Raw genomic sequence first — 26,852 nt, forward strand, 5'->3', positions numbered from 1 at the left:
CGCGGTGGGTAAACTTTCAGGCCATCATGAGTGATGCGGGGGCCGTCCGCCGCCGGTAATAGGCCCACGCCACCGCCGCGAGCAGGGGCGGCCAGCCGATCAGCGGCACATAACACACCAGGAGCAGCGTGGTCTGCGCCGCGCTGTCGGTGACGCCCCCGTCGCCGAGCCCGGCGAGCTGTGCGTAGAAGGCCCACCCGACGAGCGAGGTCAGGGCGGCGGCGCCGAGGAACGCAGGCACCGTGGCGGCCAGCGGCCGCACCCGGCGTCCGCCCAGGAGGGGTATCCAGCGTGGCACGATCTCACCCCATCCGCGCACGAGACCGAGCGTCATCAGGGCGAGCCCCTCGGAGACGACACTCAGCATCAGAATGTATACGGCCTCCCCGGCGCCGCGCTGGGGCTCGGCGAGCAGGGGGAGCCCGGCGACGAAGCCGACCCGCCACAGCGCGGACGGCAGGGTGAGCAGCGGCACGGCGTGCGCGGCGAGCGCGGCCCAGCGGGGGACGTCGGGGAGTGCGGTGATCTTCGGCATGCTCCGATGCTGTCGCCGACGCGAGCGGCGCGCGTCGTCGCCGGGTCCCGAGGGGGTCCGCCGGGCGGGGGAGGCCGGTCTCCTCCTGCCGTGACGCCAAAGACTGAGCCCCAGGTCAGGCCGTAGGCTCCAGAGCGGCTGTGGCTGTCTGCTCATCGTGTTCGCGCAGCATGCGCATGACGGTGGCCGGGGCTGGGTGTTGGCCGCGCTTCTTGCCGGTGCGGATGACGAGGCGGGAGGCGATCTCGCGCAGCGAGAGGTGTCCGTCGTCGCGCAGGCGCAGGGCGGTGGCGAGCATGTCCTCGTCGCAGACCTTGACCCCGCCGATCGCTCTGCCCTTCGTACGGGCGGTCTCCTGGCCTTCGAGGGTCTTGTCGCGGATGTAGTCGCGCTCGGACTCCGCCATGGCGGCGAAGAAGGCGAACAGGGCGGCCCCGTGGCCGGACGGGTCGTGCTTCCCGGCCAGGGGGCCGGAGCCGGTGTACGCCGGCGGATTCGAGGGCGTCGACCTGGGACTGGATCTCCTGCGTCCGGCTGGAGACTCGGGCGTAAGCGAGCCGGACCTCCATCGGCACGGCAGGCGCCGCGAGCTTCTGCACGGGCAGTGCCTGCCGGGCGGAGCCGGGATGGCGTACGGCCGGGGTGGCGACGTGCGGCTCGGAGCGGCGCGCGGGGACGAGCTGGAAGCGCGCGGTGTGGTACTTGAGCGCGACCTTGCCGGAGGTGGTGCGGCAGGGCGAGCCCGCCGGGGCCTGGCAGGTGGACATCGGGCAGGCGTGCGACTCGACGAGCTGGTACGGGTCAGTGATCACGGTCGGGTCGTTTCAGAAGTGCGTTTCACCGGCCAAGAGGAAGGAAACGGCCCGTGAAACAAATCGACCTGCGGCGATGCTGCCGGCGCCCGGTGTTGAAACGGGGACCACCTATGAAACACCGACTTGCGGTGGGGCCGAGGCGCGTCAGGGGTTGTTCAGGTAGGCGAGAACGGCGAGGACGCGGCGGTTGTTGTTGTCGTCATCGGTGATGCCGAGTTTGCCGAACAGTGAGGTGGTGTACTTGCTGATGGCGCTTTCGCTGAGGAAGAGCCGTTGGCCGATGGCCTGGTTGGACAGTCCTTCGGCCATGAGGCCGAGCACGGAGTGTTCGCGTTCGGTGAGCCGTTCGAGCCGTCGATTCGAGGATCCGCTGGACAGTAGTTTGGCGATGACGGCCGGGTCCATGGCGGTCCCGCCGGCGGCGACGCGTTCCAGGGCGTCGATGAACTGATCGGCGTCGAAGACGCTCTCTTTGAGGAAGTAGCCGATGCCACCGGCGCCGTCGGCCAGGAGTTCGCGGGCGTACAGCTGCTCAACGTACTGGGAAAGGATGAGGACCGGCAGTCCGGGCAGTTCGCTGCGGGCGGCAAGAGCCGCCCGCAGGCCCTCGTCCGACTGGGTCGGTGGCATGCGGACGTCGACGACGGCAACATCAGGCCGCCACGTCAACAGCGCGTGCAGCGTCTCGGGTCCGGTGGCTGCGGTCGCCACCACCTGGTGTCCATATGCCTCGATGAGGCGAACCATCCCGTCACGCAGGAGGTAGAGGTCTTCGGCTACAACGATTCGCACGGCACCATCATCCTCACCCGGGTCGGGCCGCCTTCCGGGCTGGTGATCTCCAGGGCGCCGTCGAAGACCGCGAGGCGGCGGCGCAGCCCCGCGAGTCCGCCGTCGGCTCGCAGGCCGGCTCCGCCGCGGCCGTTGTCTTCGACATCGATGACGATGCCGGTGTCGTCCTGGGTGATGGAGATCCGGGCCTGGGTCGCACGGGCGTGCTTGACCGAGTTGGTCAGCAGTTCGGCGATGGCGAAGTACAGGGCGGACTCGATCGGCGGGTCCAGGCTGAGTTGAAGGTCTGCGCTGACAGCCGCATCGAGCGGGCTGTCCAGGGCAAGAGCGCGAACGGCATCGATGAGCCCGCGGTCGTTCAGCACGGGCGGGTTGATTCCCTGGACCAGTTCGCGGAGCTCGGTCAGTGACGCGGTGGCACCGGCCCGCGCTTCCCGCATCAGCGTCCTGGCCTGGTCAGGGTCGGTTTCCATCAGCTTCTCCGCAGTCGCCAAAGAGAGCCCGAGCCCGACCAGGCGGGCCTGCGCCCCATCGTGCAGGTCCCGCTCGATCCGGCGGATCTCGGCGGCCTGGGCAACCGTCGCATCCGCGCGCTGGGCGGTCAGCTCGTCCACCCGGTCCGCCAGCGCCATCGCGGGTGACGGGCGCAGGAAGCGAACGGCCACTGGCTCGACACACCGCCAGGCATACGGGGCGCCGGCGACGGCCACGACCAGGCCGAGCGCCCCGACGACACGCGCGGCGGGCCCCGGCCGGCCGAGCCCGAGGACCGCTACGGCCACCCCGGCCGGCGGGAGGGACGCGACCACGCCCGCGGTGAGCGGCGCGATCGCCGTGAACCGCAGGTCGCGCCAGTTGGCGGGGTCGCTCCACCGGACCCGCCACTTCTGATCCAAGAGGGCATCGCGGCGGGTGCGCTCGTAGCTGAAGCCGTTCCACCAGTACCCGGTGGACATCCGCGTCACTGGCCCGGCCTGCCGGTATCCCGCGGGGATGACGGTGGCCGTCCACCTCGCGACGAGGAAGCGGACCATCCGGCAGACCGAGCGGGACAGGGCGAGCGTGCCCCCGCACACCAGCACGACCGGCGCAACCCACGACCACGGGTTTCCCGCTCCCCACCAGATCCCCAGCGCCACGGCGGCGGCCCACACGGCCGGGACCAGCATGCTGATGACCGCCACGACGCACGCCCGTACGAACCCCACGCCGGCGCGCGCCGGCCACGAACCCAGCCGCCTCATGGTTCTTCCTCCGTTTTCCGTTCGGTGCTCCCACTGTGCACCGCGCGGAGCCCGCTACCGCCCTGGTCAGCCGGAGAGTGGGGCTAGCCCCACCCACCCGTGGGTCCAGACGGATACCGCGTCGGCCTGGTGCTTCCTAGCGTCGATGAGCATGGAAACCAACAAGCACGCGACTGAGGCGGCACTCCTCGACAGCACCCGCATCCAAGAAGCCTTCGACATGGCGAAGAACACCGTCAAGGTCTACGGCGCACTCAGCGCCGTCGCCCTCCTGGCGGTCATCGCGGTGTCGACCAGCGGTCATACGGTGAACACGTTCATGTGGGTCCGGGCAGCCCTGCTGCCCGCAGTCGCCGTGCTGATCCACCGGATGACCGTCTCCGCTTCCCGGGGATCTCGACGGGCCTTCGATCGCGTGAGCGCCCTCGCCGTCATCATGCCGATCGCGATCATCGGCGTCGACCTGATCCCGGGTGTCTGCCCGCCGTGGTACGCCGTGATGCAGGCCGTGTGCATGCTGCCCATCATCCGAGTCGCGTTCATCATCCGGGGCTCCGCACTGCGCGCCGCCTTTCCCAAGTCACGCTGACTCCTCAGCTCCTGCGTGGTTCCTGACTGCGCCAACGGCAAGGGAGTCGACAGTGAACCAGGCGGGCAACGCCGGCCACCGCGCTGGTCCACGCCCTGTCGTCGGCATCGTCTGATGCGTCCGGGGCGCGCAGTGGACAACAGGCCCGTGTCCGGCTGCTACAGCCCGGCTCCGGGCTCGTCCATGCCAGCGGTCCGCAGCGGCCGGTGTCCCTGGTCGTCGAGCTGGGCAAGTTCGCGTTCGTAGTCGACGGTGATCGAACCGTAGTGGTTGACCACCGAACTGCGCGCCGGGGAGATGTGCGCCAACACCTCGGCGTCCACCCCGCGCCCGGCGGTACGCGGTTCACCGACGGCCAGGCCCATGTACTCCGTGTGCCGGCAGACCACTGCGTTCGTCACGACCGTCAGGCACCACGCCTGTTCGTTTTACTGCTCGGGCCGGCGGCGGGTGACCTTGCCTTCGCGGGCGTAGTGGAGCTGGCGGCGCAGGGCGTGGAGGGACTCGCCCTTGTTCAGCTGCCGGGCGATCTTGCGCCGGTGCCCCTCGTCCGACAGGGGCTCGACCATGGTCTGCCGCCCGATGGTGAGCACGGACATCAGCCCAGATCAATGGGCTGCCGCACGGCTTAGCGTTGTTTTTTCCGCGAGAACCACTGGGACCCCGTGAAAGAGCACGAGTCGACCAGGTACGGGTTCCGCCGGATGGACCTCAGGACCCGCGGGCGCTGGCCGCCCCGTCGGCCGACCGCGGCTCAGTCCAGGGCGATGAGCCCCGCCGCCGTCTCCCTGAAGCCGCACGCCGCGAAGTAGAAGTCGCGCAGCTCGTCGTCGAAGTCGACGTGGAGCCACTCGCAGTGGGCCGCGCGGGCGCCCTCGGCCGCGCGGGCGACGAGTGCGGCGCCGATGCCCCGGCGCCGGGCGCGGGCCGCCACGACGGTGTCGAGGACGAAGGCGTGCACGCCGCCGTCCCAGGCGACGTTGACGAAGCCGGCGAGGTCGCCCGCGTCGTCCCGCGCGCACACCCAGCCCAGGCTGTGCCGCTCGACCTGCGCCCGCCATCCGATGTCCAGCGCCGGATGGCCGAACCCCTCGGCGTGCAGGCCGTTGACCTCGGCGTCCTCGAAGTCGCCCCGCCATGCATAGGTGATCGCCATGCCGGGAGCCTAACGGCCGCCCGCGCGGCGCCGGTTCGGGCCCCGCGAGCGCCGCTGGTTCGGGCCCTTCGCGCGCCTCCGGTTCAGGCCGCCAGCTCCCGCGCCACTTCCTGGGCCGTGCGCGCGAACGCCGCCACCGCGCCCGTGTCGTGGCCCAGCCGCCACACCAGGCCGTATCCCGTCGGCTCGGCCTCGCCGAAGGGGACGTAGGCGATGCCGGGCCGGGCGAAGTACGTGGCCGTATGGGCGGGGGCGAGCAGGGCGCCGCGGCCCGCGGCGACCATCATCAGGGCCTCCTGCATGTTGGTGACGCCGGGGCCGCGCGTGACGGGGCGGCCGCTCGGGGTGCGGGCCGGGACGTGGTGCTCCAGCCAGTAGTCGGGGACCTCGCCCGCGATCGTGAGGAGAGGCACGTCCCCCAGGTCCTCCGGGGTCACCGTCTCGCGCGCGGCCAGCGGATGGGCGGCGGGCAGGGCCAGGACCCGGTCCTCGGCCAGGAGCAGGGATCCCCCGCCCAGGTCCGCCTCGCGCACCGGGAACTCGGTGAGCTGTACGTCGAACTCGCCCTTGCGCAGCTGTCCGTAGGGATCGCCGAGCGGCACCTCGCAGACCTCCACGGCCAGGCCGGGGTGGCTGACGCGCAGGGCCTCCGTCGCCTTCATGACGATCTCGCCGGTGAGGGGGTTGCCGAAGCCGACGTGCAGGACGGCCTCGATGCCGCGCGCGGTGGCGGTGGCGCGCTCCAGGGCGGCCTCGATGGCGCGGTGGTGCGGTTCGAGGTCGGCGCGCAGCTGACGGCCCAGCTGGGTGAGGGCGACACGGCGGCTGGTGCGGAGGAACAGGGGTGCGCCGACCCGGCGTTCGAGGCGCTGCACGAGCTGGCTCACCCGGGCCCTGGACAGCCGCATGCGCTCGGCGGTGCGGCCGAAGTGCGTCTCCTCGGCGAGGATGAGAAAGCACTCCAGTTCGTCGCGTTCCATCGACGTCCCCCCAGGTCGTTCGGTATCGGTAAGCCTGACTGAACGAACGTTGCGATCTTCGCCGTTGTTCCGTCCCGCGCCCCGGCGGAGGCTGACGGCATGAACCAGAACCCCGCGCCTCACGCGCCCGAATCCCCCGACAGATCCCTCACCGGCCGCGAGTGGGGCGTCCTCCTCGTCCTGTGCGGAGCGATCTTCCTGGAGGGCATCGACGTGGCGATGCTCAACGTCGCCCTCCCCTCCATCCGCGCCGACCTCGGCCTGTCCACCGGCTCACTGCAGTGGGTCATGAGCGCCTACGTCCTCGGGTACGGCGGCTTCATGCTGCTCGGCGGGCGGGCCGCCGACCTCTTCGGGCGCCGCCAGATGTTCGTCTTCTGGCTCTCGGTCTTCCTGCTCTTCTCCGGCCTCGGCGGGTTCGCCACCGAGGGGTGGACGCTGATCGTCGCCCGCTTCGTCACGGGCGTCGCCGCGGCCTTCATGACCCCGGCGGGCCTGTCGATCATCACCACCGGGTTCGAGGAGGGGCCGCGGCGCAACAAGGCGCTGCTGTTCTACTCGGGCACCGCGGCAGGCGGCTTCTCGATCGGCCTGGTCATCGGCGGACTGCTCGCCTCGGTGGGCTGGCGCTGGGTGTTCTTCGCGCCCGTCGTGCTCTCCGCCGTGATCCTGGTGGCCGCCCTCGCCCTCGTGCCGAAGTCGCCGCGCCCGGACCGCGCGGGGCAGGGCGTCGACCTGGCGGGCGGCGTCACGATCACCGCCGCCATCGTGCTGCTCGTGCTCGGCGTGGAGCGGGCCTCGCACACCTCGCTCGCGTGGACGGCGCTCACGATCGGCGCGGGGCTCGTGCTGCTCGCCGCGTTCGTCGCCGTCGAGCGCAGGGCGGCCGCCCCGCTGGTCCGCCTCGGCATCCTGCGCGGCGGTCCCCTGGTCCGCGCCAACCTCGCCGGACTCCTCTTCGCCGCGGGCTTCTTCGGCTTCCAGTTCCTGGTCGTGCTCTACCTCCAGGAGCTGCGGGACTGGTCGACGCTGCAGACCAGCCTCGCGATGATCGTCATCGGCGTCGACGCGATCCTCTCCCCCGTCCTCACGCCCCGCCTGGTCGGCCGCTTCGGCAACGCCCGGGTGATCTTCGGCGGACTGCTGCTCGCCGCGCTGGCCTACGCGCTGTTCCTGCCGGTCGGCGCCGACTGGACCTACGCGATGATGTTCCCGAGCCTGATCGTGCTCGGCATCGCCTTCTCCCTCGCCTACGGCCCCCTCACCATCGTCGCCACCGAAGGCGTCGCCGAGGAGGAGCAGGGTCTGGCCGGTGCGCTGCTCTACACGTCCTTCCAGTTCGGCGCCGCGCTCGGCCTGTCGACGGTGACCGCCGTCAACGTCGCCGCCACCGCGTCGGGTTCGCCCGCCGACCTGCTCGACGGCTACCGTGCCGCCCTGTGGGTGCCGCTCGCCGCCGCCCTGCTCGCCGCGCTGATCAGCGCGTTCGGGCTGCGTACGAGGGCCACGAGCGCACCGGTCGCCGCGGGCGGCCCCGCCGAGGTCCCCGCCGACCTGACGGCGGCCCGCTGATGGCCACCGAGCGCGCCGGGTCCTTCGCCGAGATCCAGGACACCTTCTTCGGCTACGTACGCGAGATCAAGTACGCGACGATGATCACCGTCGACCGCGCGAACCGGCCCCGCGCCCGGGTCCTGCTGCCCGTCTGGGAGGTCGTCGACGGCGTCCCGGTCGGCTGGCTCGCGGCCTACAGGACCCCGGTGAAGACCGCCCACCTGGCGCACAGTCCGCACACCACGTACTCCTACTGGAGCCCGCGCCAGAACACCGTCCACGTCGACGCGCTCTCCGCCTGGGCCGAGGACGAGGCGTCGCGGCACCACGCCTGGGACCTCTACCGCAGGGGCGGGCCGCCGGGCGTGGGCTACGACCCGGTGCACTACTGGCGGGGCGGCCCGGACGACCCCGGGTACCACGTGATCCGGATCGAGCCCCGGCGGATCCAGCTGGTGCGCGGGAGCGATCTGCGGAGCGTCATCTGGCGGCCGGACACGGCACTCCCCGCGGCGAGTTGAGCGCCCGGGGGCGGGCGGCGGTCTACCGCGCGGGGTGGACGCCCCTCGGGCGCTACGGCGGGGGTTGACCGCGCTGCAACCGTCGGTGCAGGCGGGAATCACACCACCACGGGACGCGCCGAGAGGGGCCGCCGCCCTAGCGTGAGTGGTGCCCGGGCATCCCACATCCGAGGCGGCGCGCACGCCGCCCGACCCACAGGAGCGCCCATGCTCGTCCACCGCAAGACCGCCGCCGTCCTGGCCACCGGTGTCCTGGCCGCGACCGCCGTCACCGGCGCGGCCGCCACCGCGTCGGCCGCCGCCCCGGCCGCCGAGCCCTCCGCCTCCGTCGCCCTGGCCGGCTGCTCGTGGCGGACCGGCCTCGGGTTCTACTGCGGCTACGACACCCACAACACGTACGCCGACTACGGCGACAGCGGCAAGAAGGTCAAGGAGATCCAGGCGCTCCTGCGCTTCCGGAACTACAACATCGGCCCCGACGGCATCGACGGCCAGTTCGGCAAGAACACCCGCTCGGCCGTGCGGGCGTTCCAGCGGGACTGCGGCATCGCGGACGACGGCATCGTCGGGCCCAACACCTGGTCGTGGCTGCGGACCGGTGTCTGAGCAACCCCCTGCGGCGCGTGCTCCCCACCGTGACAATGGAGGCGTCCACCGACGCCACTGATCCAGGGGAGCACGCATCGGCATGTCCGACAACGACCGTACGACGGAGGCGACTTGGTCGCCCACGGCCCACGGCGTGCTCGCGCTGCCCTCCGGGCGGCTCGTGCGCGGCCGTGGGCTGCGCCATGCCCTGCCCGAGGGCGACGCGCCGCACTTCGGCGTCTACCTCCTCGGCAAGCGGCCGCCCGAAGTCCCGTGGGAATCACGATGGTTGCGGTGGCCGGACTTCCGGCTGCCGAGCGACCGGGAGCGGGCGCGGGAGCTGCTGCGCGAGGTGTGGGAGCGGTCGGCGGGCGAGCGCGTCGAGGTCGCCTGCGGCGGTGGGCGGGGCCGGACCGGGACGGCGCTGGCGTGCATCGCCGTGCTCGACGGGGTGCCCGCGCGGGACGCCGTCAGCTATGTGCGCGCCCGCTACGACCGGCACGCGGTGGAGACCCCCTGGCAGCGGCGGTACGTGGCGCGATTCGCGGACCACGACTGACAACCGCTCGACCACGTGGCCGCTCGACCTCCCGACCACTCGACCACTCGACCCGAGGAGACACGACCCGATGGCCGACACCGACCGGATACCGCCCCTCGAACCGCCCTATCCCCCGGACGCCGCCGAGGTCCTGGCGCGCATGACGCCACAGGGGCAGAAACCCCTCGCGCTCTTCCGGATGTTCGCGCACAACGTACCGATGCTCGACGCGATGAACAGCTGGGGCTCCTACCAGCTGGGTGACCGGCTGACGGTCGGCATGCGCGAGCGGGAGATCGTCATCGACCGCATCTGCGCACTGTGCCGCGCCGAGTACGAATGGGCCGTGCACGTCGCCTTCTTCGCGCCGAAGGCCGAGCTGACCGAGGAGCAGATCACCTCGCTCACCCACGGCGCGAGCACCGACCCGTGCTGGAGCACCGAGCGCGACCGCCTGCTCATCGAGCTGACGGACGCGATGCACGGCGACGGCGGCGACATCGACGAGGCGCTGTGGGCGCGCCTGACCGCCGAGTTCACCCAGCGGCAACTCCTCGACCTGCTGTTCCTGGCCGGCTGGTACCAGACGGTCAGCCTGGTCACCCGCGCCACCCGGCTCAGCCCGGAGCCGGGGACCCCGCGGTTCGAGGACTACCTGCCGAAGCGGTGATGACCGAGGTGAGCCGGTGCACGTCCCGCGCCGTGCCCGTCACGCCGGACAGGAAGCCCTGGGCGCGCGGTGAGGCGTTCTCGGTGAGCCAGCCCGGGTCGATGTCGCAGACCGCCACCTTCACCTCGGTGCCCGCGAGCGCCAGGGGCAGCGTGTGGACGACCGTCGACGGGAAGCTGAGGACCGTACGGCCGATGGGTCCGCGACGGGCGATGAGTTCGAGGGGGAGGTCGGGGCGGACGATCTGGAGGCCCGTCTCGACCGCGAGGCGGTGCAGCTTCTCGGCGCTCTCGCGGCGGTGCGCGAAGTAGCGTGCGGCGCCGTGCGTGAGGGACAGGGCCCGGACCGCCTCGACATAGCGGTCCGGGTCGACCACGCCGGTCTCCACCAGGGACGTCCCGACGAGGTCGGCACCGCGCGTGATCCGGGGCGGGCCGAAGCGCTCCCTGGTCCAGGCGAAGGCGTTGACCGTGATGTCGACGCCGTCGGGCGCCTCGTCGATGGGCATGGCCGAGAAGACCTCGACCGAGCGGGCGCCGCCGGGGGTGAGGCGGCGCCGGGCGCGGGCCGAGACCGGGGCGAAGACCAGGTCGCGGGGTCCTGGCCGGCCGCCCTTGCGGTGCCAGCGCTGGAGCCGCTCGCCGCGGGCCAGCTGGGAGACGAACTCCATGGTGGCCGTGCCGTCGTCGACGACGACCAGCCTGCGCGCCCGGGTGATGGTCAGCAGCAGCTGGACGTAGCGCGAGAACGGGTCGCCGATGACGATCCGGTCGGCCCTGCGCAGCGGGCCCGCGAGGCCGCCGATCGTGTGGAAGGGGGCCGACGCGCCGCCGCGCGCCTCCTCCCAGCGGACCTCGACGCCCTCGTCACGGGCGAGCTGGGCCATGCGGCGCAGCTGGCCGCGGGTCATGGGGTCGTTCGGGGAGAGGACGACGACGGTGAGGCCCCCGGTCGGGCCGGTCGCGGCCGCGGCGTGCGCCCACTCCAGGACGTTGAGGAGTTGGACCGGGCTCTCCACGAAGGCGAGCGTGGCGGCCGCCCCGTCCGGGGCCGTGGTGTCGGCGGCGCTGCCGACTCGGGGGCTCATCGTCGTCTGTCCGTATCCCGGTAACCGGTGGGCGCTCAGACCGCGACCGGCTCGGACTCGGCCTCGGCGACGACGCCCGCGACGCGGCGGAGCTTCTTCATCGGGCCGAGCTCCGACTCGTAGACCTTCTTGACGCCGTCACCGAGGGAGGCCTCGATGGTGCGGATGTCGCGGACCAGGCGGGTCAGGCCCTGCGGCTCGACGGAGGCGGCCTGGTCGGAGCCCCACATGGCGCGGTCGAGGGTGATGTGGCGCTCGACGAAGGTGGCGCCGAGGGCGACGGCGGCGAGCGTGGTCTGCAGGCCCGTCTCGTGGCCGGAGTAGCCGATCGGGACGTTCGGGTACTCCTGCTGGAGGGTGTTGATCACACGGAGGTTGAGCTCCTCCGCCTGCGCCGGGTACGTCGAGGTGGCGTGGCACATGAGGATGTTGTCCGAGCCGAGGACCTCGACCGCGTGGCGGATCTGCTTCGGCGTCGACATGCCCGTGGACAGGATGATCGTGCGGCCGGTGGCGCGCAGGGCGCGCAGCAGCTCGTCGTCCGTGAGCGAGGCGGAGGCGACCTTGTGGGCCGGCAGGTCGAACTTCTCCAGGAAGGCGACGGCCTCGGTGTCCCACGGGGAGGCGAACCAGTCGATGCCGCGCTTGGCGCAGTGCTCGCTGATGGCCTGGTACTCGGACTCGCCGAACTCCACGCGGTGGCGGTAGTCGATGTAGGTCATGCGGCCCCAGGGGGTGTCGCGCTCGATGTCCCACTGGTCGCGCGGGGTGCAGATCTCCGGGGTGCGCTTCTGGAACTTCACCGCGTCGCAGCCGGCGTCGGCGGCCACGTCGATGAGCGCGAACGCGTTCTCCAGGTCGCCGTTGTGGTTGATGCCGATCTCGCCGGTGATGTACACGGGCTGACCGGGGCCGGCCGTCTTCGAACCGAACTGGCGGAGGCGGGAGTTGGCGCCGATGGAGGTGATGGTGCTCATGGCAGGAACATTCCTTAGTTGTGGAGGGAATCGAGAGAGGGGCCGAGGATCCAGGTGGCGATCTCCCGGATCGCGCCCTCACCACCGGGGACGGTGGTGACCGCGCGTGCGGCGCCGCGTACGACGTCGTGGGCGCTCGCGACCGCCACGGGCCAGCCCACGAGGGCGAAGCACGGGAGGTCATTGACGTCGTTGCCGACGTAGAGCACGCGCTCGGGCGCGATGCCCTGTTCCTCGCACCACTGCTTCAGTGCGAGGTCCTTGCGGTCGATGCCGTGCAGGACGGGAAGCCTGAGCTTCCTGGCGCGCGCGGCGACGACCGGGTTCTGTTCCGTGGACAGGATCAGCATGTGCAGGCCGCTCTTGCGCAGGGCCGCGATGCCGAGGCCGTCCCCGCGGTGCACGGAGACGAACTCCCGTCCCTCGGAGTCGATCAGCACCCTGTCGTCGGTCTGGGTGCCGTCGAAGTCGAGGACGACCGCGTCGATGTCGGCGGCGGTCGGGAGCGCGGCATCGCCGTCGGGGCGATCCGCGTCGAAGAGGGGGGCGAGCGCGCGGGCGCGGGCGAGGTCGTGCGGGTCGTCGACCTCCAGGACGCGCGCGGGGTCGGTGCGGACCGGTTCGGTGCGGCCGAAGAAGCGGTGCTTCTCGGCGCGGAACCCGGTCGCGTCCATCGCGTAGGCGGCGCCGGTCTCCAGGAGGTCCTGGGGGCGGTCCTGGCGGCGCGGGCGGAAGGACTTGTCGTGGTTGACGCCGTAACCGCCGCCGGTGCGCGTGGAGTTGGCGAGCGTGGCGGTGCCGCCCACGGTGTCCGTGCGGCGCGCCGCCAGGGCCGCGCCCTCGCCGGTGGCGTCGTCCGCCGCGTCGCGCCAGATGAAGCCGTGGAAGGGGGCGACGGTGACGGCGGTGTCCGCGCCGTTCTCGACGACCGCCCCGGCGACCCCGTCGACGTCCTCGCGGGTGAGGAAGGGGCTGGTGCACTGCACGAGCAGGACCACGTCGACCGCGTGTCCGTGCCGCTCCTCGTGGACGTCCATCGCGTGCAGCACGGCGGCCTCGCTGGTCGCGGTGTCGCCGGCGATCGCGGCGGGGCGCAGGACCACCTCGGCACCGGCGGCGCGGGCGGCCTCGGCGATCACGTGGTCGTCGGTGGAGACGACGACGTCCGTCACCAGGCGGGCGGCCCGGCACGCGCGGACGGCGCGGGCCACCAGCGGGATGCCGCCGACCGGGGCGAGGTTCTTGGCGGGCACTCCCTTGGAGCCGCCGCGTGCGGGGATGACCGCGAGCACGCGGCGCACCGGTGGGCCGGCCGGGTCGGGGTGGGTCATGGGCGCTCCTTGGGAGGGGTGGGGGGTCACAGCTCGCCCATCCGCCGGATGACGGGGGCCACGCGCTGCACCCCGTGGCGGTAGGCGCCGCGGGCCGCGCGGCGCACGATCTGCCGTACGGGGCCGGGGTCCTTGTCGGCCGCGGGGGCGCCCGGCAGCGGGGCGCCGTCGGGGCCGAGGTGGTGGCGGGCGAGGATGCCGGGCAGATAGCCGCGGGCGGTGGCGAGGCTGTAGTAGGGCTCGATCGGCGGGAGTTGGGCTGCGGCAAGGAGGTCTGTGACGCGCTCGCGCGCCGCGTCGAAGGCCCGCTCGTACGTCCCGTCGGCGGCGACGCCCTGCCGGGCCAGCCAGGACTCGCGGGGCTCGGGCAGGTGGCCCGCGTCCAGCTCGTCCCAGGAGGCGAGGCAGCCCGAGCCGGTGAAGTGGTGGTTGCCGAGCGCCTCGCGGACCCCGAGGTCGGTGAGGACCGCGGTGGGGACGCGGCGGTGCAGGGCTTCGAGCGCGGCCGTGGAGGAGACGGTGACCAGGAGGTCGGTGCGGTCCAGGACCTCGCCCATGTGCCCGTAGACGAGGCGGCAGTTGGCGGGCAGGCCGCCCTCGATGCGCTGCGCCAGCTTCTGGTAGGGCAGCTCCTCGATGTGCGTGGTGTGCTCGCCGGGCTTGCTGCGCAGCTTGAGCAGCACCTCGCGGTCGGGGTGCAGCCGGGCGTGCTCGACGAGGCGGCGCAGCAGGTAGGTGCGGTGCGCGGCGGTCTCCGGCACGGAGGGCTGGGCGGCGAAGACGACGGTGTAGGGGTCGTGCTTCTCGTAGGGGGCGCCGCCGAGGAACGGCAGCGCGGCCTCCGTCACCGAGGAGGCGTCGGCGCCCACTCCTTCGTACACGGCCCGGAAACGGTCCGCGTCCTGGCGGGAGTTGGCGAGGACGACGTCCGCGCCGTGCCGCAGGAGGAGGCCGTCGGCGAGCTTCTCGTAGACGACGCCGACATAGCCGGTGACGACGACGGGCCTGCGCCGGAGGCCGCCGGTGAGGCGGGCGTCCTGGGTGACGCGGGCGAGTCCGTGCAGCACCGCCTGGACCGCCCCGCCCACCAGGGCGAGCACGATCACGTCGGGGGCGTCCCGCTCCACCTCGCGCAGGAACTCGACGGCGGTGACCTCGCGCAGGGAGTCCGCGCGCACGCCCACCTCTTCGAGCTGCCGGGGCGTGGGGGTGGCCCGGCCGCGGAGCAGGTACCCGCTGAGCCGATGGCCGACGGGCTCCTGGCCGTCCGACCGAGCGCCGTCCGACCGAGCGCCGTCCGGCTCGGTGCCGTCCGGCTCATGACGTCCGGGCCGATTGTCCGATACGATGCGGTTCGCGGTGAGAGCGCCCCATTTCCATCGCGTATCGGAATCGGCGAGCACGGCGACCCGCAGCGGGTTTCGATGACTTCCTTGCACGTCCCAGACGCTAGGAAGGCATTTCGATTCGCGGCCCAACTCAGGTGCAACAAACGGTTAACAGCATGCCGACGAATGGCGAATCAGCCCCGGAAAAGGCTCCCGGGCAGCCCGGTTAACCATTCCGCCATACGTCGTTCACCTGACATCCCACTGCGGGTCGACACGAATGACGGGCCGACACCTAACGTCACCCACGTGGTTAAGCTCTCCGTCATCGTGCCGTTCTACAACGTGCAGCAATACGCGCCCGACACCTTGAGGAGTCTGCGTGCGAACGCACGTGAGGACTTCGAATTCATTCTCGTCGACGACTGTTCGCGCGACGAGACTCCGGACATCCTGGAGCGTGCGGCGCGCGAGCTTCCCGGCGCCGTCCACCTCAGACATGAGACGAACGGCGGCCTCGCGACCGCCCGCAACACGGGCCTCGACGCGGCGCGCGGCGAGTACCTCACCTTCCTGGACGGCGACGACTGGCTCGCCCCCGGGTACTTCAGCCAACTCGTCGCTTCCATCGAGGAGTTGGGCTGCGACTTCGTGCGCACCGACCATGTGCAGTGCACCGCGCGCGCCCGCACGATCCACCGGGTGCCGCACGGCAGGCGCGGCGAGGTGCTCAACCCGCGCGACGTCATACTGCCCGCCGACCGCTCCACGTCCGTCGACTACGCGTACGCCTGGGCGGGCATCTACCACCGCAGGCTCGCCGAGGCGGGCCTGCTGCACTTCACCGACGGCCTGCGCACCGCGGAGGACCGGCCCTGGATCTGGCGGCTGCACCGCGAGGCGGAATCCTTCGCGGCGGTCGGCCTGCTCGGGGTGTTCTACCGGCGCGGCGTCGCCTCGTCGCTGACGCAGATCGGCGACGTACGCCAGCTCGATTTCATCAAGGCATTCGACCAGGTGGTGCGGGAAACGGCCGAGGACCGGGACGCGGACAAACTCCTGCCGAAGGCCGTGCGCACTTACTGTGCGATCATCTCCCACCATTTGGGATCCATCGAAAGGTTCGAGCCATCCGTGGCGCGCAAATTGAAGTCAATGAGTGCGGCCGCGCTGAAGCGGATGCCGCAGGGCGTTCTCGACGACGCGCTCGACTCCATGGACCTCCAGCGGGCGACCCGGCTGCGCAGGCTGCGCCGGCGACCGGTCTCGGCGGAGGTGGCCGCGTAATGGCGACGCCCCGCACGACGCAGATCTTCCTGGCGTCGACGCTGTACGGCGCGGCCACCCTCGCCGCGGCCCTGGACGCCGACCGCTTCGGCCCCGCCGACCGGCGCATCCTGCTGGTCAGCAACAACGCGGCCACGCCGGAGACCACGCCGTCCCTGGACGGGATGCCGGGGTTCGCGCGGCTGCGCGGCCGGTTCGACGAGGTGCGGTCCTGGAACGAGACCATCTCCCCCTTCCACCCCGGTGGTTGGGCCCCGCGCGGCGACGACGTCGTGCTGTGGGAGCGCTATGTGCGGCTGCTCTGGGACCTCGGCGACGACGCGGTCGAGCTGGCCGTCGAGTCGATCCAGGTCAACCCGGCGCTCGCGCTGGCGCAGATCTTCACCGGCGCCCCCGTGGACGTCTACGCCGACGGCCTGATGAGCTACGGCCCCACCCGCAACAAGATCGACCCGCTGGTCGGCACGCGTGTGCGGCGCCTGCTCCACCTGGACCTGGTGCCGGGCCTGACCCCGCTGCTGCTCACCGAGTTCGGGGTGGCCCCGGAGGTCGTGCCGACCGACACGTTCGTGAAGGTGCTCGCCGAACTCGCCGACGACGAGACGGAGTCGTCGGGCCTGCTGGGTCCGGAGCTGCCGGACGTCGAGGCGCCCGCGCTCGTCCTCGGCCAGTACCTCTCCGCGCTGAACATCCTCACCGCCGAGGAAGAGGAGGAGCTGCACATCCGCATGGTGCGCGGCGCCGCCGAACTCGGCCACACGCAGGTCGTGTTCAAGCCCCACCCCACGGCGCCGGCCCGCTGGTCGCGCGCGCTGGAGAAGGAGGCGAAGGCCATCGGCGTCGAGCTGACCGTGCTCGACGCGCCGGTGCTCGCCGAGGTGCTCTACCAGCGGATGCGGCCCGCGCTCGTCGTCGGCTGCTTCTCCACGGCCCTGCTCACGGCGTCCGCGCTCTACGGCCTGCCCGCCGCCCGCGCCGGCACGGACCTGCTCCTGGAGCGCCTCGCGCCGTACCAGAACAGCAACCGCGTCCCGGTCACGATCGTCGACGCACTGCTGCCCGAGCTCACCGACCGCGCTGCGGTCACCGCCCAGGAGGCGGGCATGGGCGTCGGCGAACTGACCAACCTGCTCAAGGCCGTCGGCTTCGCCATGCAGCCGCAGATCTACCCCGGGCTGCGCACCGACGCCGAGCGCTACCTCTCCCGCGGCCTGAACCCGCGCACCACGCGCTACTTCAAGCGGCGCCGGCTGACCGCGCTCGCGCTGCCCGGCGCGCTGCCCTCGCAGCTCGGGTTCATCCCGCGCAACGCGACCGTGCGCCGCGTCGCCCGCCGGGCCCGTTCCGTCCAGCGCTCGCTCAAGCGGACCGCGCTCGGATGACCTCTCCCGGCAGCACGCTCCCGAAGCCCTCCCCGGGAGCGGTCACCACCTCCCCGCACAGCGCCACCCCCAAGGGCTCCGCCCGCCCGCAGCCCCGGCTGCGGGCCCTCGACGGACTGCGCCTGGTCGCCGCACTCATGGTCGCCGCCTACCACTACGGCGGCCGTGACGGCGAGATCGCCCAGGCCTGGGGCGGCTCGCCCCGGGACCAGTTCCCCACCGCGAGCGGCTGGTTCGCCTACGGCTGCCTCGGCGTACAGATCTTCTTCGTGATCAGCGGCTTCGTCATCTGCATGAGCGGCTGGGGCCGCCCGCTGCGCTCGTTCTTCGCCTCCCGCGCCTCCCGCCTGCTGCCCTCCTACTGGGCGGCGATCGTCCTGGTGACGGCCGTCTTCGCGCTGCCCGTGGTCGCGTACGAGGCGGTCTCGCCCAGCGACGCGCTGGTGAACCTCACCATGCTCCAGCAGCCGCTGGGCGCGGACCGGGTGCTCGGCGTGTGCTGGACGCTCTGGGCCGAGCTGCGCTTCTACGCGCTGTTCGCGCTGTGCGTGGTCCTGCCGGGCGCGACGCGCGCCCGCGTCGTGCTGTTCTGCGCGGTGTGGACGCTGGCGGCCGCGATCGCGGAGGCCGCCGACCAGCCCCTGCTCGACCTCGTCCTGATGCCCGAGTACGCGCCCTTCTTCGTCGGCGGCATCGGCATCTACCTCATCCACCGCGACCGCCGCGACCTCACGGCGTGGGGCATCACGGGCGTGAGCTGGCTGATCGGCCAGCACTACGCGGTCGACCGGCTGTGGCACGCGCCGAACCCGGACTTCTTCTCCTACCGCTCCTCGGCCGGGATCATCGCGGTCGTGACGGCGGGCTTCGCGGCGGTGCTCCTGATCGCCCTCGGCCTGCTGCACCGGGCCAACTGGCAGTGGCTGACGGTGGCGGGCGCGCTGACGTACCCGTTCTACCTGGTGCACGAGCACCTGGGCTGGGTGACGGTGGAAGCGCTGCACCGGGGCCTCGGCATCCCCTCGTACGCGACGTTCGGCCTGACGATCACCGCGATGCTGCTGCTGGCCTGGCTCCTGAACCGGTACGTGGAGGGGTGGCTGACGCCGCTGATCCGGACGGGGCTCACGCGCCGCCCGGCGCCGCCGAAGCGCTGAGCGTCACGCCGATGCCCGCGACGAGCGCCGCGAGGCCCGCCGCGAAGCCGTGGTCGCGCCCGCGGAAGACCACCTCGCCCGCGGCGGCCGCGAGGGGGTAGGCGGCGAGGCGCTCGGCGCGGGCCGCCAGGTCGTACCCGCCCTCGCCCCCGGCGGGGCCGGGGCCCGCGGCCTGCTCCTCGATGACATAGCCGATGGTGTAGCTGTAGGCGGTGACCCAGGCGCGCGCGGCCGCGTCCGGCGCGAACCCGGCTTCGTCGAGCACGCGCAGATGGGCCTCCATCGGGGCCGCGTACGACAGGTCGGTGAAGTGGGTGCCGCTGTAGACCTTGGCGCCGTCGCGGTAGCGCAGCAGATGGTCGCGCAGCCCGCTCATCGACCTCGTGAGCGCCACGCGCCAGTCGGGGTCCGGCACGGCCGGGAACTCCGCGTTCATGCGCCGCATCATCTCGGTCGCCATCTCGTCGAGCAGCGCCTGCTTGTCCTTGAAGTGCCAGTACAGCGCGGGGGCCTTCACATCGAGCCGCTGGGCGATCGCGCGCAGGGTCAGCCCTTCGAGGCCGGTCTCGTTCAGCAGGTCGAGCGCGGTGCCCGCCACCTTGGCGCGGTCCAGTCGTGTCGTAGCCACCTTGACAATTTAACACCGTTAAGCGCATCCTGCGGACCATGGAACTTAACAGCGTTAAGGACACGTCCGCCGCACGCTCCGCCCCCTCGCCCCAGGAGGCCGAGGCCCTGGTCGTCGGCGCGGGCCCCACCGGCCTGGCCCTCGGCTGCGACCTGGCCAGGCGCGGCGTGCGCGCCCTCGTCGTCGAGCGGGCGGACGAACTGTTCCGCGGCTCGCGCGGCAAGGGCCTCCAGCCCCGCACCCTGGAGGTCTTCGACGACCTCGGCGTGCTCGACGCCGTCCTCGCGGCGGGCGGCCCGGCCCCGGTCGGCCTGGTCTGGCAGAACGGCCAACGCCGGGGCGAGCACCGGATGTTCGACGAGCAGGAGCCGTCGCCGACCGCGCCGTACACCGGACCGTGGCTGGTCCCGCAGTGGCGCACCCAGGAGATCCTCCTCGCGCGGCTGCGCGAGCTCGGCGGCGAGGTCCTGTTCGGCGCCGGGGTCACGGGCCTCGCGCAGGACGCCGAGGGGGTCACCGCCACGCTGTCGACCGGCGGCACGGTGCGCGCGGCGTACGCGGTCGCGGCGGACGGCGGGCGCTCCACCGTGCGCGGGCTGCTCGGCATCGCCATGACGGGCGAGACCGTCGACCCCAAACCGGTCCTGGTCGCCGACATCCGCATCCCCGACGCCCTGGACCGCGACCACTGGCACCTCTTCTCGCCGGGTGGCGAAGGGGCCGGAGCGAGCGGCGGGTTCGCGGCGATCTGCCCGCTCCCGGGGATCCCCGACTTCCAGCTGGCCGCCCAGTTCCCCGACGGCCGCGCGCCGGACGTCTCCGCCGACGGGGTGCGGCGCGCCGTCGCCGCCCTGACGCACCTGTCCGCCGATGACGTGGGCGAGGTCGGCTGGGCCTCGGACTTCCGGCCGCGCGCGGCGCTCGCGGACCGCTTCCGCGCGGGCCGCGTCCTGCTCGCCGGGGACGCGGCGCACGTCCACTCGCCGGCGGGCGGCCAGGGCCTGAACACCAGCGTCCAGGACGCCTACAACCTCGGCTGGAAGCTGGGCGCGGTGCTGCGCCGCGGCGCGCCCGAGGAGCTGCTCGACACCTACGAGGAGGAGCGTCGGCCCAACGCCGCGCGGATGCTGGGCCTGTCCACCCGCATCCACCGCGGCGAGGCCCGGCGGGGCGCGGCCACCCGCCAGCTCGGCATCGGCTACCGCGACGCGTCCCTGGCGGTGGACGCCCGCGCGGGCCTGCCGGAGGACGCGCTGCGGGCGGGCGACCGGGCACCGGACGGGCCGCTCGGCACGGGGACGGTGTTCGACGCGCTCCGGGGCCCGCACTGGACACTGCTCGCGGTGGGCACGGACGCGGTGCTGCCGCCGCTGGACGGCGAGCTGGTCCGCACCCGCAGGCTGCCCGCGTACGAGCCGTACGGAAAGGGGCTCTTCCTGGTGCGCCCGGACGGGTACGTCGGCTGGGCGGGCGAGGAAGCGCGGGACGGCCTGACGGCCTATCTGGCGCGGTTCGGGGGGTGACGCGGGCCGGGGGTGACGCGGACCGGGGGGTGACGCGGGCCGGGCGGGGTGCCGGGCATGCCGGGGTTGACCTCAAGTCGACTTGAGGTCCTACCTTCGCCCGCATGACGACCTTCACGTACTCGCACAGCGACTCCGACCTGGTGAACCAGCCCGTCGGCTACTGGAGTTCGGCCGCCGGCTCGGCCGTGGTCCACCACATCCGCACCGCCCTCGCCGAGCTGGGCCTGACCCAGCCCCAGTGGTGGCTGCTCAGCCAGCTCGTCCCGGCGCCGGAGGGCCGCCCGCGGGACGAGGTCACCGCGATCCTCAAGGGCTACCTCGACACCGGCGAGGGTGCCCTGCTGCACGACATCGGCGCCCTGCACGACCGCGGGCTGATCACCGAGGACGCCGCGGGCCGCATCGCCCTGACCGACGAGGGCCGCGCGCTCCAGGCCCGCGTGGCCGAGCGCCAGCTGCGGATCCGCGCGGAGATCCACGAGGGCATCGGCGACGAGGAGTACGTCGCCGCGCTGAAGGTCCTGCAACGGATGATCCACAACGTGGGCGGCACGGCCTGGCACCACTGAGGCCGCCCGCACGCCGCCCGCGCCGGTGGCGTCACACGCTGCTGAGCGACAGCTTCACCGCGAAACCGAGGAACAGCGCGCCCGCCGCCGAGGTGGCCCCGGCCGAGAGCCGCCGGCGGCGGCGGAAGGCGGCCGACAGCTTCGTGCCGCCGAATATCAGGGCCGTGAGGTAGAGGAAGCTGGCCAGCTGGGCCAGCGCGCCGAGCACCACGAAGGACAGCGCGGGGTAGGCGTAGCCGGGGTCGACGAACTGCACGAAGAAGGCGATGAAGAACAGGATCGCCTTGGGGTTGAGGAGACTGATCACGAAGGCCTTGCGCAGCGGCCGCTCCCCCGCGCCCGCCGTCGCGTCGTCCCGCCCGGCCCCGTCCGCGACGGCCTGCTCCCGGCGCGACCGCCACATGCCCCACGCCGCCCTGAGCATCCCGACCGCCAGCCAGGTCAGGTACCCGGCGCCCGCGTACTTCACGATCCCGAACAGCAGGGCGTTGGCCTGCAGCAGCGAGGCCACACCGGCCGCCGACAGCGTCATCAGGACCGTGTCGCCGCACCACACGCCGGCGGCTGCCGCGTACCCGGACCGCACACCGCGCCGCGCGGCCACGGAGAGGACGTACAGGGAGTTCGGCCCCGGCAGCAGCACGATGAGGACGAGGCCCGCGAGATAGGTCGGAAGATCGATGACACCCAGCATGGCCGGAGTGTCGCACGGACGTACGACAAGAGGACATCGGTGTCCGCTGTGCGGACGGCCACACTCCGGATGCCGCCGGGGGCCGCGCTCCGGGTGTCGCTCTCTCGCCGTGGACGACGCCTCAGTACCCGCTCGGCGGCACACTCACCACGGCTGACGCCTCAGTACGCGTCCGGCGGCACACTCGCCATGGACGACGTCTCAGTACGCGTCCGGCGGCACATACGTCCCCCACACCTCCCGCAGCGCCCCGCACACCTCCCCCACCGTGGCCCGCGCCCGGAGGGCCTCCTTCATCGGAGGGAGGACGTTCGCCTCGCCCTTCGCCGCCTCCCCGAGCGCGGCGAGCGCGCCGCTCACCGCGCGGCCGTCGCGGGCCGCGCGCAGCTCGGCCAGGCGGGCCGCCTGCCGGGCCTCGATCGCCGGGTCGACGCGCAGGGGTTCGTACGGCTCCTCCTCGTCGAGACGGAAGCGGTTGACGCCCACCACGACACGTTCGCCGTCGTCGGTCTCGCGCGCGATGCGATAGGCGTTGCGCTCGATCTCGCCCTTCTGGAAGCCCTGCTCGATGGCGCGCACCGCGCCGCCCAACTCCTCTACACGGTCCATGAGTTCGAGCGCCGCCGCCTCCACGTCGTCCGTCATGCTCTCCATGACGTACGACCCGGCGAACGGGTCCACCGTCGCCGTCACGTCCGTCTCGTACGCGAGGACCTGCTGGGTGCGCAGCGCCAGGCGGGCCGACGTGTCGGTGGGCAGCGCGATGGCCTCGTCGAAGGAGTTGGTGTGCAGCGACTGCGTGCCGCCGAACACCGCGCCGAGGCCCTGGACGGCGACGCGGACGAGGTTGACCTCGGGCTGCTGGGCGGTCAGCTGGACGCCGGCCGTCTGCGTGTGGAACCGCAGCATCTGCGACCTGGGGTTCTCGGCGCCGAACTCCTCCCGCATGACACGGGCCCACATGCGCCGGGCCGCACGGAACTTGGCGACCTCCTCCAGGATCGTCGTACGCGCCACGAAGAAGAAGGAGAGCCGCGGCGCGAAGTCGTCCACGTCCAGGCCCGCCGCGACCGCCGTGCGCACGTACTCGATGCCGTCGGCGAGCGTGAAGGCGATCTCCTGCGCGGGCGAGGCGCCCGCCTCGGCCATGTGGTAGCCGGAGATCGAGATGGTGTTCCAGCGGGGCAGCTCCGCCCCGCAGTACCGGAAGACGTCCGCCGTCAGCCGCAGGGACGGCCGGGGCGGGAAGATGTACGTGCCGCGCGCGATGTACTCCTTGAGCACGTCGTTCTGGATCGTCCCGGTCAGCCGCGCCGCGTCGACCCCCTGCTCCTCCGCGACCAGCTGGTACATGAGGAGCAGCAGCGCGGCGGGGGCGTTGATCGTCATCGACGTCGAGACCTTGTCCAGCGGGATCCCGTCGAACAGCACCCGCATGTCCTCGACCGAGTCGACGGCGACGCCCACCTTGCCGACCTCGCCGTGCGCGATCGGGGCGTCGGAGTCGTGGCCCATCTGGGTCGGCAGGTCGAAGGCGACGGAGAGGCCGGTCGTGCCGTGCTCGATCAGCCGGCGGTAGCGGGCGTTGGACTCGGCGGCGGTGCCGAAGCCCGCGTACTGGCGCATGGTCCAGGGGCGGCCGGTGTACATGGTCGGGTGGACGCCGCGCGTGTACGGGTACGCGCCGGGCGCGCCGAGCCGCCGCTCCGGGTCCCAGTCCGCCAGGGCCTCGGGGCCGTACACGGGCTCGACCCGAAGGCCGGACTCCGACTCGTATGTCATGCCTCCAGCTTGCGCCCGCCTCCGGGACGCGTCACCCGCGGCAAACCGGGAAACACTTCCAGGAGTGTTGTCCAGGACGGTCGTCCGACCGTCGTACGGGGGTCGAAATGGGCAAGGGCGCGATATCCGCGGGAGCCGTGGCGGTGCTGCTGCTCACCGCGGGATGCAAGGCCGTCGCGGTCGACGCGGACGGCAGACCGGGTGACGGCACGCCGGGCGGCGGGTCCGGGAAACCGGAGGCGTCGGCCTCGCGGTCGCCCACGCCGGACCCGGGCCGGACCGCGGCACCGGACCCGGGCCGGACGGCCTCGCCGACCCCGACACCGCCTCCCCCGCCCGCGAAGGTCCTGATGGCGCGGGGCGACCGGGGCGGGCAGGTGCGGGAGCTGCAGGCCAGGCTGCGGCAGGTCGCCTGGCTCTTCGAGCACCCCTCGGGGACGTACGGCGCGGCCACCGCCGAGGCGGTCAGGGGCTTCCAGGGCAAGCGCGGCCTGCCCCGCACCGGCCGGACCGACACCGTCACCTGGCACAAGCTGCTCGCCATGACGCGCGAGCCGACGCGGTACGAGCTGTACTCGGGCGGCGGGATCCCGCCCGCGCAGCCGGACAAGCGCTGTCTGACCGGCCGCGTCCTGTGCATCGCCAAGAGCAGCCGCACCCTGACGTGGATGATCGACGGCAAGGCGGTGTCGACGATGGACGTGCGGTTCGGCTCGCAGTACACGCCGACCCGCGAGGGCACCTTCAGCGTCTACTGGAAGTCCCGGCACCACGTCTCGACGCTCTACGACACCGCCATGCCGTACGCGATGTTCTTCAGCGGCGGCCAGGCCGTGCACTACTCGTCGGACTTCGCGGCCACCGGGTACGGCGGCGCGTCGCACGGCTGTGTGAACGTCCGGGACGAGAAGAAGATCGCGAGCCTGTTCGCGCAGGTGCGCAAGGGCGACCGGGTCGTCATCTACAAGTGACGGCGCGGGGCGCCAGGAGGGAAGAGCAGCGTGGGCGGGATCGGGGGAACGTATCCCGCCCACGCTGGGGGCACGGAGCCGAAGGTACGGGGGGAACCCCCGGCTCGTGCGCGGGCCGATGACCAGTCGGCTCACTTCTTACTGCGTCACCAGGTCGAAAAACGTCACACCTCGCGGCGCGAATCGTTCGCTCGTATTCACGGCAGCTTCGGCAGGGCGCTGTACGAGGCCGTGGGCGTGGGCCGGGGAGAGCCCGGGGAGGACATCGGCGGGCCGGGGAAACCCCCGGAGTCGCCGCCGCTGCCGCCACCACTGCCGCCGCCCGGGGAGCCGTCCTCGTCGCCGCCGTTCTCCCCGTCGTCGCCGTCGTCGCCGTTCCCGCCGCCGCCCTGGCCCCCGCCGTCGCCGGCGTGCTCGCCGTCACCGCCGGTTCCGGAGCCGCCGAGCACCCGGCCGCAGAACTCCTCCACGCGCGCGGCGCCCTTGGCGGCCTCCTCCAGGCGGCGGCGCTTCTCGCCCTGCAGCTCGCCGCTGCGGTAGGCGCGGCAGGCCGTCACGACCTTGCGGTACCAGTCCTTGGCCTCGTCGCGGCGCTGCGGCTGCTCGCCGACGGGGCGGCGCGTGGGGCCGGTGTCCTGGCCGCCGTCCGCCTCGGCCTCCGGCGGCGAGCTGCTCGCGGGCTCCCGCGACGGCTCGTCGTGGCCGTCGGGCACCGCGGTCTCGTCCGGGGAGAGGTCCTCGGAGGGCTCGTCCGCGTCGTCGGACGGGGTGGCCGACGGCTCCTGGGGCGTCTCGGCGGACGACGCGGACGTGGCGGGACCCGGGTCGTCGTGTCTGCTGAACGGCGAGGGCAGCACGCCCGTGCCCGCGGCCACGGCGACGCCGCCGACCATGCAGGCCGCGAGCGCCGCGGCGACCCCGAACCGCACCGGACGGCCCCAGCGGGTGGGCTGCGGACGGGCCCCCGCGCGCGCGAGCCGCACGGTCTCGCCGGCGGCGGCCTCGTGGGCGGAGGTGGCGTACGGAGCGGTCCTGGAGGTGGCCTTCGTGCGCTGCGGGGCGCCCGAACGGGCGGCCCGGAAGGCGGCCAACGCAGCTGCCTCGCCCGGGAGTTCACCGGCTTCCGCGCCGGTGACGGACCTGGTGGCGGACTCGGTTCGGGGGGCGTCGGCGAAGGCCGCGTCGAGGAAGGCGGCATGGGCCCCGCCGGGCGTGGCGGCCCGGTCGCGCGCCTCGGCGCCGTCGGCCGCGGCCGCTTCGTCGGCGGTCAGCGCGCCGAGCGCCTGGGCCAGCCGGTCGGCCTGTGCGCGTACGTGAGGGTCGACGCCTTCGAGGGGCTCCCCGCGCAGCAAACGCTCCGCCGCGTCGCGGTCCAGCCACTGATACTGCTCGTCGGCCATCACATGTCCTTCTGCGTCCGCGTACGCGAATGCGTCACACCGGCGGACGTCACCGCGCGCCCGCGCGGCTCTCTCTGAGGGGGTACGGCGCCCAGGGTCTCCGCGGGGTCGGTGCCCGCCGCGCCGAGCAGCTCGGCGAGCCGCTTGAGGCCGCGGTGGGCGGCCGTGCGGACGGCACCGGGACGCTTGCCGAGGGTCTGCGCCGCGCTCTTCGCGTCGAGACCGACGACGACGCGGAGCACGACGGCCTCGGCCTGGTCCTGCGGGAGCTGGGCTATCAGGGCGAGCGCCTGGCCGGTGGCGAGGGACTCCATCGCCTCCGACGCGGTGTCGGTGTCGGCCGGCTTGCCGGTCAGCTCCGACTCGTCGCCGCCTATCGCGGGGCGGCGGCCCCGCATGCGTATGTGGTCGAGGGCGCGGTTGCGCGCGATGCGCGCCGCCCAGCCCCGGAACCGGTCCGCGTCACCGCTGAACCGGTCAAGATCGCGCGCTATCTGCAGCCAGGCCTCCGAGGCGACGTCCTCGGCGTCCGGGTCAGCGACCAGCGTGCGTACGTATCCCAACAGCCGTGGGTGCACGGCGCGGTACACAGTCCGGAACGCGGTCTCGTCCCCGTCCTGTGCCGCAAGCACCGCGGCGGTCAGCTCCGCGTCGTCCCCCAGCACTCTCACAATCCTGCCACTCGGAGATCTGCGCCCGGCCCCGGCGCGAAGCAGCACGCTACGGCCTTGTCCGGGCCTACGTCCAT

The 26,852-nt window shown here is 72.8% G+C and carries 27 protein-coding genes and 1 pseudogene; 12 read left to right on the forward strand and 16 right to left on the reverse strand.

Going from position 1 to position 26,852, the window contains the following annotated elements:
- Positions 1-16: 16 nt before the first annotated feature.
- The 4 genes from AB0L89_RS13985 to AB0L89_RS14000 form a co-directional block, all read right to left on the reverse strand.
- Entirely contained in the window at positions 17-535 is a 519-nt protein-coding gene (locus AB0L89_RS13985) for a hypothetical protein (RefSeq protein ID WP_365139458.1), read from the reverse strand.
- Positions 536-650: 115 nt separating this feature from the next.
- On the reverse strand, positions 651-941 hold the full coding sequence (locus AB0L89_RS13990; protein WP_365139461.1) for a hypothetical protein: 291 nt from the start codon (positions 939-941) through the stop codon (positions 651-653).
- A gap of 553 nt (positions 942-1,494) precedes the next feature.
- Positions 1,495-2,142, reverse strand: coding sequence for a response regulator transcription factor (locus AB0L89_RS13995; protein ID WP_365139464.1), 648 nt, complete (start codon positions 2,140-2,142; stop codon positions 1,495-1,497).
- Positions 2,127-3,386, reverse strand: a complete 1,260-nt coding sequence (locus AB0L89_RS14000) for a histidine kinase (protein WP_365139467.1) — start codon at positions 3,384-3,386, stop codon at positions 2,127-2,129. The genes AB0L89_RS13995 and AB0L89_RS14000 overlap by 16 nt, the downstream gene beginning before the upstream one ends.
- Positions 3,387-3,537: 151 nt before the next feature.
- Between AB0L89_RS14000 and AB0L89_RS14005 the strand changes: the two genes are divergently transcribed.
- On the forward strand, positions 3,538-3,975 hold the full coding sequence (locus AB0L89_RS14005) for a hypothetical protein (RefSeq protein WP_365139470.1): 438 nt from the start codon (positions 3,538-3,540) through the stop codon (positions 3,973-3,975).
- A 158-nt stretch (positions 3,976-4,133) separates the two neighbouring features.
- Here the strand turns inward: AB0L89_RS14005 and AB0L89_RS14010 are convergent.
- The 3 genes and pseudogenes from AB0L89_RS14010 to AB0L89_RS14020 all read right to left on the reverse strand — a co-directional run bounded on the left by AB0L89_RS14010 (position 4,134) and on the right by AB0L89_RS14020 (position 6,111).
- Positions 4,134-4,574: pseudogene (locus AB0L89_RS14010) on the reverse strand (Tn3 family transposase).
- A 155-nt stretch (positions 4,575-4,729) separates the two neighbouring features.
- The gene (locus AB0L89_RS14015) at positions 4,730-5,131 is read right to left on the reverse strand and encodes a GNAT family N-acetyltransferase (protein WP_365139473.1); all 402 of its coding nucleotides are present in this window, start codon (positions 5,129-5,131) and stop codon (positions 4,730-4,732) included.
- A gap of 83 nt (positions 5,132-5,214) precedes the next feature.
- Complete coding sequence (locus AB0L89_RS14020) at positions 5,215-6,111, reverse strand: LysR family transcriptional regulator (RefSeq protein ID WP_365139476.1); 897 nt, start codon at positions 6,109-6,111, stop codon at positions 5,215-5,217.
- A 99-nt stretch (positions 6,112-6,210) separates the two neighbouring features.
- Here AB0L89_RS14020 and AB0L89_RS14025 point away from each other — a divergent pair, with 99 nt between their 5' ends.
- From AB0L89_RS14025 to AB0L89_RS14045, 5 genes are all read left to right on the forward strand, one after another.
- Complete coding sequence (locus AB0L89_RS14025) at positions 6,211-7,683, forward strand: MFS transporter (protein WP_365139479.1); 1,473 nt, start codon at positions 6,211-6,213, stop codon at positions 7,681-7,683.
- The gene (locus AB0L89_RS14030) at positions 7,683-8,186 is read left to right on the forward strand and encodes a pyridoxamine 5'-phosphate oxidase family protein (RefSeq protein WP_055696585.1); all 504 of its coding nucleotides are present in this window, start codon (positions 7,683-7,685) and stop codon (positions 8,184-8,186) included. The genes AB0L89_RS14025 and AB0L89_RS14030 overlap by 1 nt, the downstream gene beginning before the upstream one ends.
- 207 nt (positions 8,187-8,393) lie before the next feature.
- Positions 8,394-8,792: a peptidoglycan-binding domain-containing protein gene (locus AB0L89_RS14035; RefSeq protein WP_365139482.1), complete on the forward strand. Its 399-nt coding sequence runs from the start codon at positions 8,394-8,396 to the stop codon at positions 8,790-8,792.
- 82 nt (positions 8,793-8,874) lie between these two features.
- The gene (locus AB0L89_RS14040) at positions 8,875-9,333 is read left to right on the forward strand and encodes a protein-tyrosine phosphatase family protein (RefSeq protein ID WP_365139485.1); all 459 of its coding nucleotides are present in this window, start codon (positions 8,875-8,877) and stop codon (positions 9,331-9,333) included.
- A gap of 70 nt (positions 9,334-9,403) precedes the next feature.
- Positions 9,404-9,985: a carboxymuconolactone decarboxylase family protein gene (locus AB0L89_RS14045; protein ID WP_365139488.1), complete on the forward strand. Its 582-nt coding sequence runs from the start codon at positions 9,404-9,406 to the stop codon at positions 9,983-9,985.
- On the opposite strand, the gene AB0L89_RS14050 is transcribed toward AB0L89_RS14045, so the two are convergent.
- From AB0L89_RS14050 to AB0L89_RS14065, 4 genes are read right to left on the reverse strand one after another with little or no spacing between them, the layout of a single operon-like run.
- Positions 9,933-11,072 carry a hypothetical protein gene (locus AB0L89_RS14050; protein WP_365139491.1) on the reverse strand — a complete coding sequence of 380 codons (1,140 nt, stop codon included), beginning with the start codon at positions 11,070-11,072 and terminating at the stop codon, positions 9,933-9,935. The genes AB0L89_RS14045 and AB0L89_RS14050 overlap by 53 nt on opposite strands.
- A gap of 35 nt (positions 11,073-11,107) precedes the next feature.
- Positions 11,108-12,049 (reverse strand): N-acetylneuraminate synthase family protein, encoded by a 942-nt coding sequence (locus AB0L89_RS14055; protein WP_055696580.1) that lies wholly within the window; start codon positions 12,047-12,049, stop codon positions 11,108-11,110.
- A 14-nt stretch (positions 12,050-12,063) separates the two neighbouring features.
- The gene (locus AB0L89_RS14060) at positions 12,064-13,380 is read right to left on the reverse strand and encodes an N-acylneuraminate cytidylyltransferase (RefSeq protein ID WP_365139493.1); all 1,317 of its coding nucleotides are present in this window, start codon (positions 13,378-13,380) and stop codon (positions 12,064-12,066) included.
- A gap of 26 nt (positions 13,381-13,406) precedes the next feature.
- Entirely contained in the window at positions 13,407-14,795 is a 1,389-nt protein-coding gene (locus AB0L89_RS14065; protein ID WP_365139845.1) for a DUF6716 putative glycosyltransferase, read from the reverse strand.
- Between the two features lie 222 nt (positions 14,796-15,017).
- On the opposite strand from AB0L89_RS14065, the gene AB0L89_RS14070 reads away from it, so the two are divergent.
- The 3 genes from AB0L89_RS14070 to AB0L89_RS14080 are packed head-to-tail and all read left to right on the forward strand — an operon-like array spanning position 15,018 to position 18,534.
- On the forward strand, positions 15,018-15,995 hold the full coding sequence (locus AB0L89_RS14070; RefSeq protein ID WP_365139495.1) for a glycosyltransferase family 2 protein: 978 nt from the start codon (positions 15,018-15,020) through the stop codon (positions 15,993-15,995).
- Positions 15,995-17,377 (forward strand): polysialyltransferase family glycosyltransferase, encoded by a 1,383-nt coding sequence (locus tag AB0L89_RS14075; RefSeq protein WP_365139498.1) that lies wholly within the window; start codon positions 15,995-15,997, stop codon positions 17,375-17,377. The genes AB0L89_RS14070 and AB0L89_RS14075 overlap by 1 nt, the downstream gene beginning before the upstream one ends.
- Positions 17,374-18,534 carry an acyltransferase gene (locus AB0L89_RS14080; protein ID WP_365139501.1) on the forward strand — a complete coding sequence of 387 codons (1,161 nt, stop codon included), beginning with the start codon at positions 17,374-17,376 and terminating at the stop codon, positions 18,532-18,534. Before AB0L89_RS14075 ends, AB0L89_RS14080 begins: the two co-directional genes overlap by 4 nt.
- Here the strand turns inward: AB0L89_RS14080 and AB0L89_RS14085 are convergent.
- The gene (locus tag AB0L89_RS14085) at positions 18,503-19,162 is read right to left on the reverse strand and encodes a TetR/AcrR family transcriptional regulator C-terminal domain-containing protein (protein ID WP_365139504.1); all 660 of its coding nucleotides are present in this window, start codon (positions 19,160-19,162) and stop codon (positions 18,503-18,505) included. The two genes, AB0L89_RS14080 and AB0L89_RS14085, sit on opposite strands and share 32 nt — an antisense overlap.
- A 38-nt stretch (positions 19,163-19,200) precedes the next feature.
- Between AB0L89_RS14085 and AB0L89_RS14090 the strand changes: the two genes are divergently transcribed.
- Both AB0L89_RS14090 and AB0L89_RS14095 read left to right on the forward strand, forming a co-directional pair.
- Positions 19,201-20,685, forward strand: a complete 1,485-nt coding sequence (locus AB0L89_RS14090; protein WP_365139507.1) for an FAD-dependent monooxygenase — start codon at positions 19,201-19,203, stop codon at positions 20,683-20,685.
- A gap of 104 nt (positions 20,686-20,789) precedes the next feature.
- Complete coding sequence (locus tag AB0L89_RS14095; protein ID WP_365139510.1) at positions 20,790-21,257, forward strand: MarR family winged helix-turn-helix transcriptional regulator; 468 nt, start codon at positions 20,790-20,792, stop codon at positions 21,255-21,257.
- Positions 21,258-21,288: 31 nt separating this feature from the next.
- Here the strand turns inward: AB0L89_RS14095 and leuE are convergent, their stop codons facing one another.
- On the reverse strand, positions 21,289-21,951 hold the full coding sequence (leuE, locus tag AB0L89_RS14100; protein ID WP_365139513.1) for a leucine efflux protein LeuE: 663 nt from the start codon (positions 21,949-21,951) through the stop codon (positions 21,289-21,291).
- A gap of 201 nt (positions 21,952-22,152) precedes the next feature.
- Complete coding sequence (locus AB0L89_RS14105; protein WP_365139516.1) at positions 22,153-23,733, reverse strand: methylmalonyl-CoA mutase family protein; 1,581 nt, start codon at positions 23,731-23,733, stop codon at positions 22,153-22,155.
- 107 nt (positions 23,734-23,840) lie between these two features.
- Between AB0L89_RS14105 and AB0L89_RS14110 the strand changes: the two genes are divergently transcribed.
- Entirely contained in the window at positions 23,841-24,704 is an 864-nt protein-coding gene (locus AB0L89_RS14110) for a L,D-transpeptidase family protein (RefSeq protein ID WP_365139519.1), read from the forward strand.
- 197 nt (positions 24,705-24,901) lie between these two features.
- Here the strand turns inward: AB0L89_RS14110 and AB0L89_RS14115 are convergent, their stop codons facing one another.
- Both AB0L89_RS14115 and AB0L89_RS14120 read right to left on the reverse strand, forming a co-directional pair.
- On the reverse strand, positions 24,902-26,104 hold the full coding sequence (locus AB0L89_RS14115; protein ID WP_365139522.1) for a hypothetical protein: 1,203 nt from the start codon (positions 26,102-26,104) through the stop codon (positions 24,902-24,904).
- On the reverse strand, positions 26,104-26,769 hold the full coding sequence (locus tag AB0L89_RS14120) for an RNA polymerase sigma factor (protein ID WP_365139525.1): 666 nt from the start codon (positions 26,767-26,769) through the stop codon (positions 26,104-26,106). Before AB0L89_RS14120 ends, AB0L89_RS14115 begins: the two co-directional genes overlap by 1 nt.
- Positions 26,770-26,852 lie beyond the last annotated feature (83 nt).

It is taken from the genome of Streptomyces sp. NPDC052114, from assembly GCF_040680155.1.
Classification (GTDB): Bacteria; Actinomycetota; Actinomycetes; order Streptomycetales; family Streptomycetaceae; genus Streptomyces.

Coding starts and splice junctions, on each gene's coding strand:
- AB0L89_RS13985 (WP_365139458.1), bottom strand. CDS start 535: ATGCCGAAGATCACCGCACTCCCCGACGTCCCCCGCTGGGCCGCGCTC.
- AB0L89_RS14035 (WP_365139482.1), top strand. CDS start 8,394: ATGCTCGTCCACCGCAAGACCGCCGCCGTCCTGGCCACCGGTGTCCTG.
- AB0L89_RS14050 (WP_365139491.1), bottom strand. CDS start 11,072: ATGAGCCCCCGAGTCGGCAGCGCCGCCGACACCACGGCCCCGGACGGG.
- leuE (WP_365139513.1), bottom strand. CDS start 21,951: ATGCTGGGTGTCATCGATCTTCCGACCTATCTCGCGGGCCTCGTCCTC.
- AB0L89_RS14115 (WP_365139522.1), bottom strand. CDS start 26,104: ATGGCCGACGAGCAGTATCAGTGGCTGGACCGCGACGCGGCGGAGCGT.
- AB0L89_RS14025 (WP_365139479.1), top strand. CDS start 6,211: ATGAACCAGAACCCCGCGCCTCACGCGCCCGAATCCCCCGACAGATCC.
- AB0L89_RS14095 (WP_365139510.1), top strand. CDS start 20,790: ATGACGACCTTCACGTACTCGCACAGCGACTCCGACCTGGTGAACCAG.
- AB0L89_RS14055 (WP_055696580.1), bottom strand. CDS start 12,049: ATGAGCACCATCACCTCCATCGGCGCCAACTCCCGCCTCCGCCAGTTC.
- AB0L89_RS14045 (WP_365139488.1), top strand. CDS start 9,404: ATGGCCGACACCGACCGGATACCGCCCCTCGAACCGCCCTATCCCCCG.
- AB0L89_RS14075 (WP_365139498.1), top strand. CDS start 15,995: ATGGCGACGCCCCGCACGACGCAGATCTTCCTGGCGTCGACGCTGTAC.
- AB0L89_RS14110 (WP_365139519.1), top strand. CDS start 23,841: ATGGGCAAGGGCGCGATATCCGCGGGAGCCGTGGCGGTGCTGCTGCTC.
- AB0L89_RS14060 (WP_365139493.1), bottom strand. CDS start 13,380: ATGACCCACCCCGACCCGGCCGGCCCACCGGTGCGCCGCGTGCTCGCG.
- AB0L89_RS14080 (WP_365139501.1), top strand. CDS start 17,374: ATGACCTCTCCCGGCAGCACGCTCCCGAAGCCCTCCCCGGGAGCGGTC.
- AB0L89_RS14000 (WP_365139467.1), bottom strand. CDS start 3,386: ATGAGGCGGCTGGGTTCGTGGCCGGCGCGCGCCGGCGTGGGGTTCGTA.
- AB0L89_RS14030 (WP_055696585.1), top strand. CDS start 7,683: ATGGCCACCGAGCGCGCCGGGTCCTTCGCCGAGATCCAGGACACCTTC.
- AB0L89_RS14015 (WP_365139473.1), bottom strand. CDS start 5,131: ATGGCGATCACCTATGCATGGCGGGGCGACTTCGAGGACGCCGAGGTC.
- AB0L89_RS14090 (WP_365139507.1), top strand. CDS start 19,201: ATGGAACTTAACAGCGTTAAGGACACGTCCGCCGCACGCTCCGCCCCC.
- AB0L89_RS14040 (WP_365139485.1), top strand. CDS start 8,875: ATGTCCGACAACGACCGTACGACGGAGGCGACTTGGTCGCCCACGGCC.
- AB0L89_RS14105 (WP_365139516.1), bottom strand. CDS start 23,733: ATGACATACGAGTCGGAGTCCGGCCTTCGGGTCGAGCCCGTGTACGGC.
- AB0L89_RS14020 (WP_365139476.1), bottom strand. CDS start 6,111: ATGGAACGCGACGAACTGGAGTGCTTTCTCATCCTCGCCGAGGAGACG.
- AB0L89_RS14005 (WP_365139470.1), top strand. CDS start 3,538: ATGGAAACCAACAAGCACGCGACTGAGGCGGCACTCCTCGACAGCACC.
- AB0L89_RS13990 (WP_365139461.1), bottom strand. CDS start 941: ATGGCGGAGTCCGAGCGCGACTACATCCGCGACAAGACCCTCGAAGGC.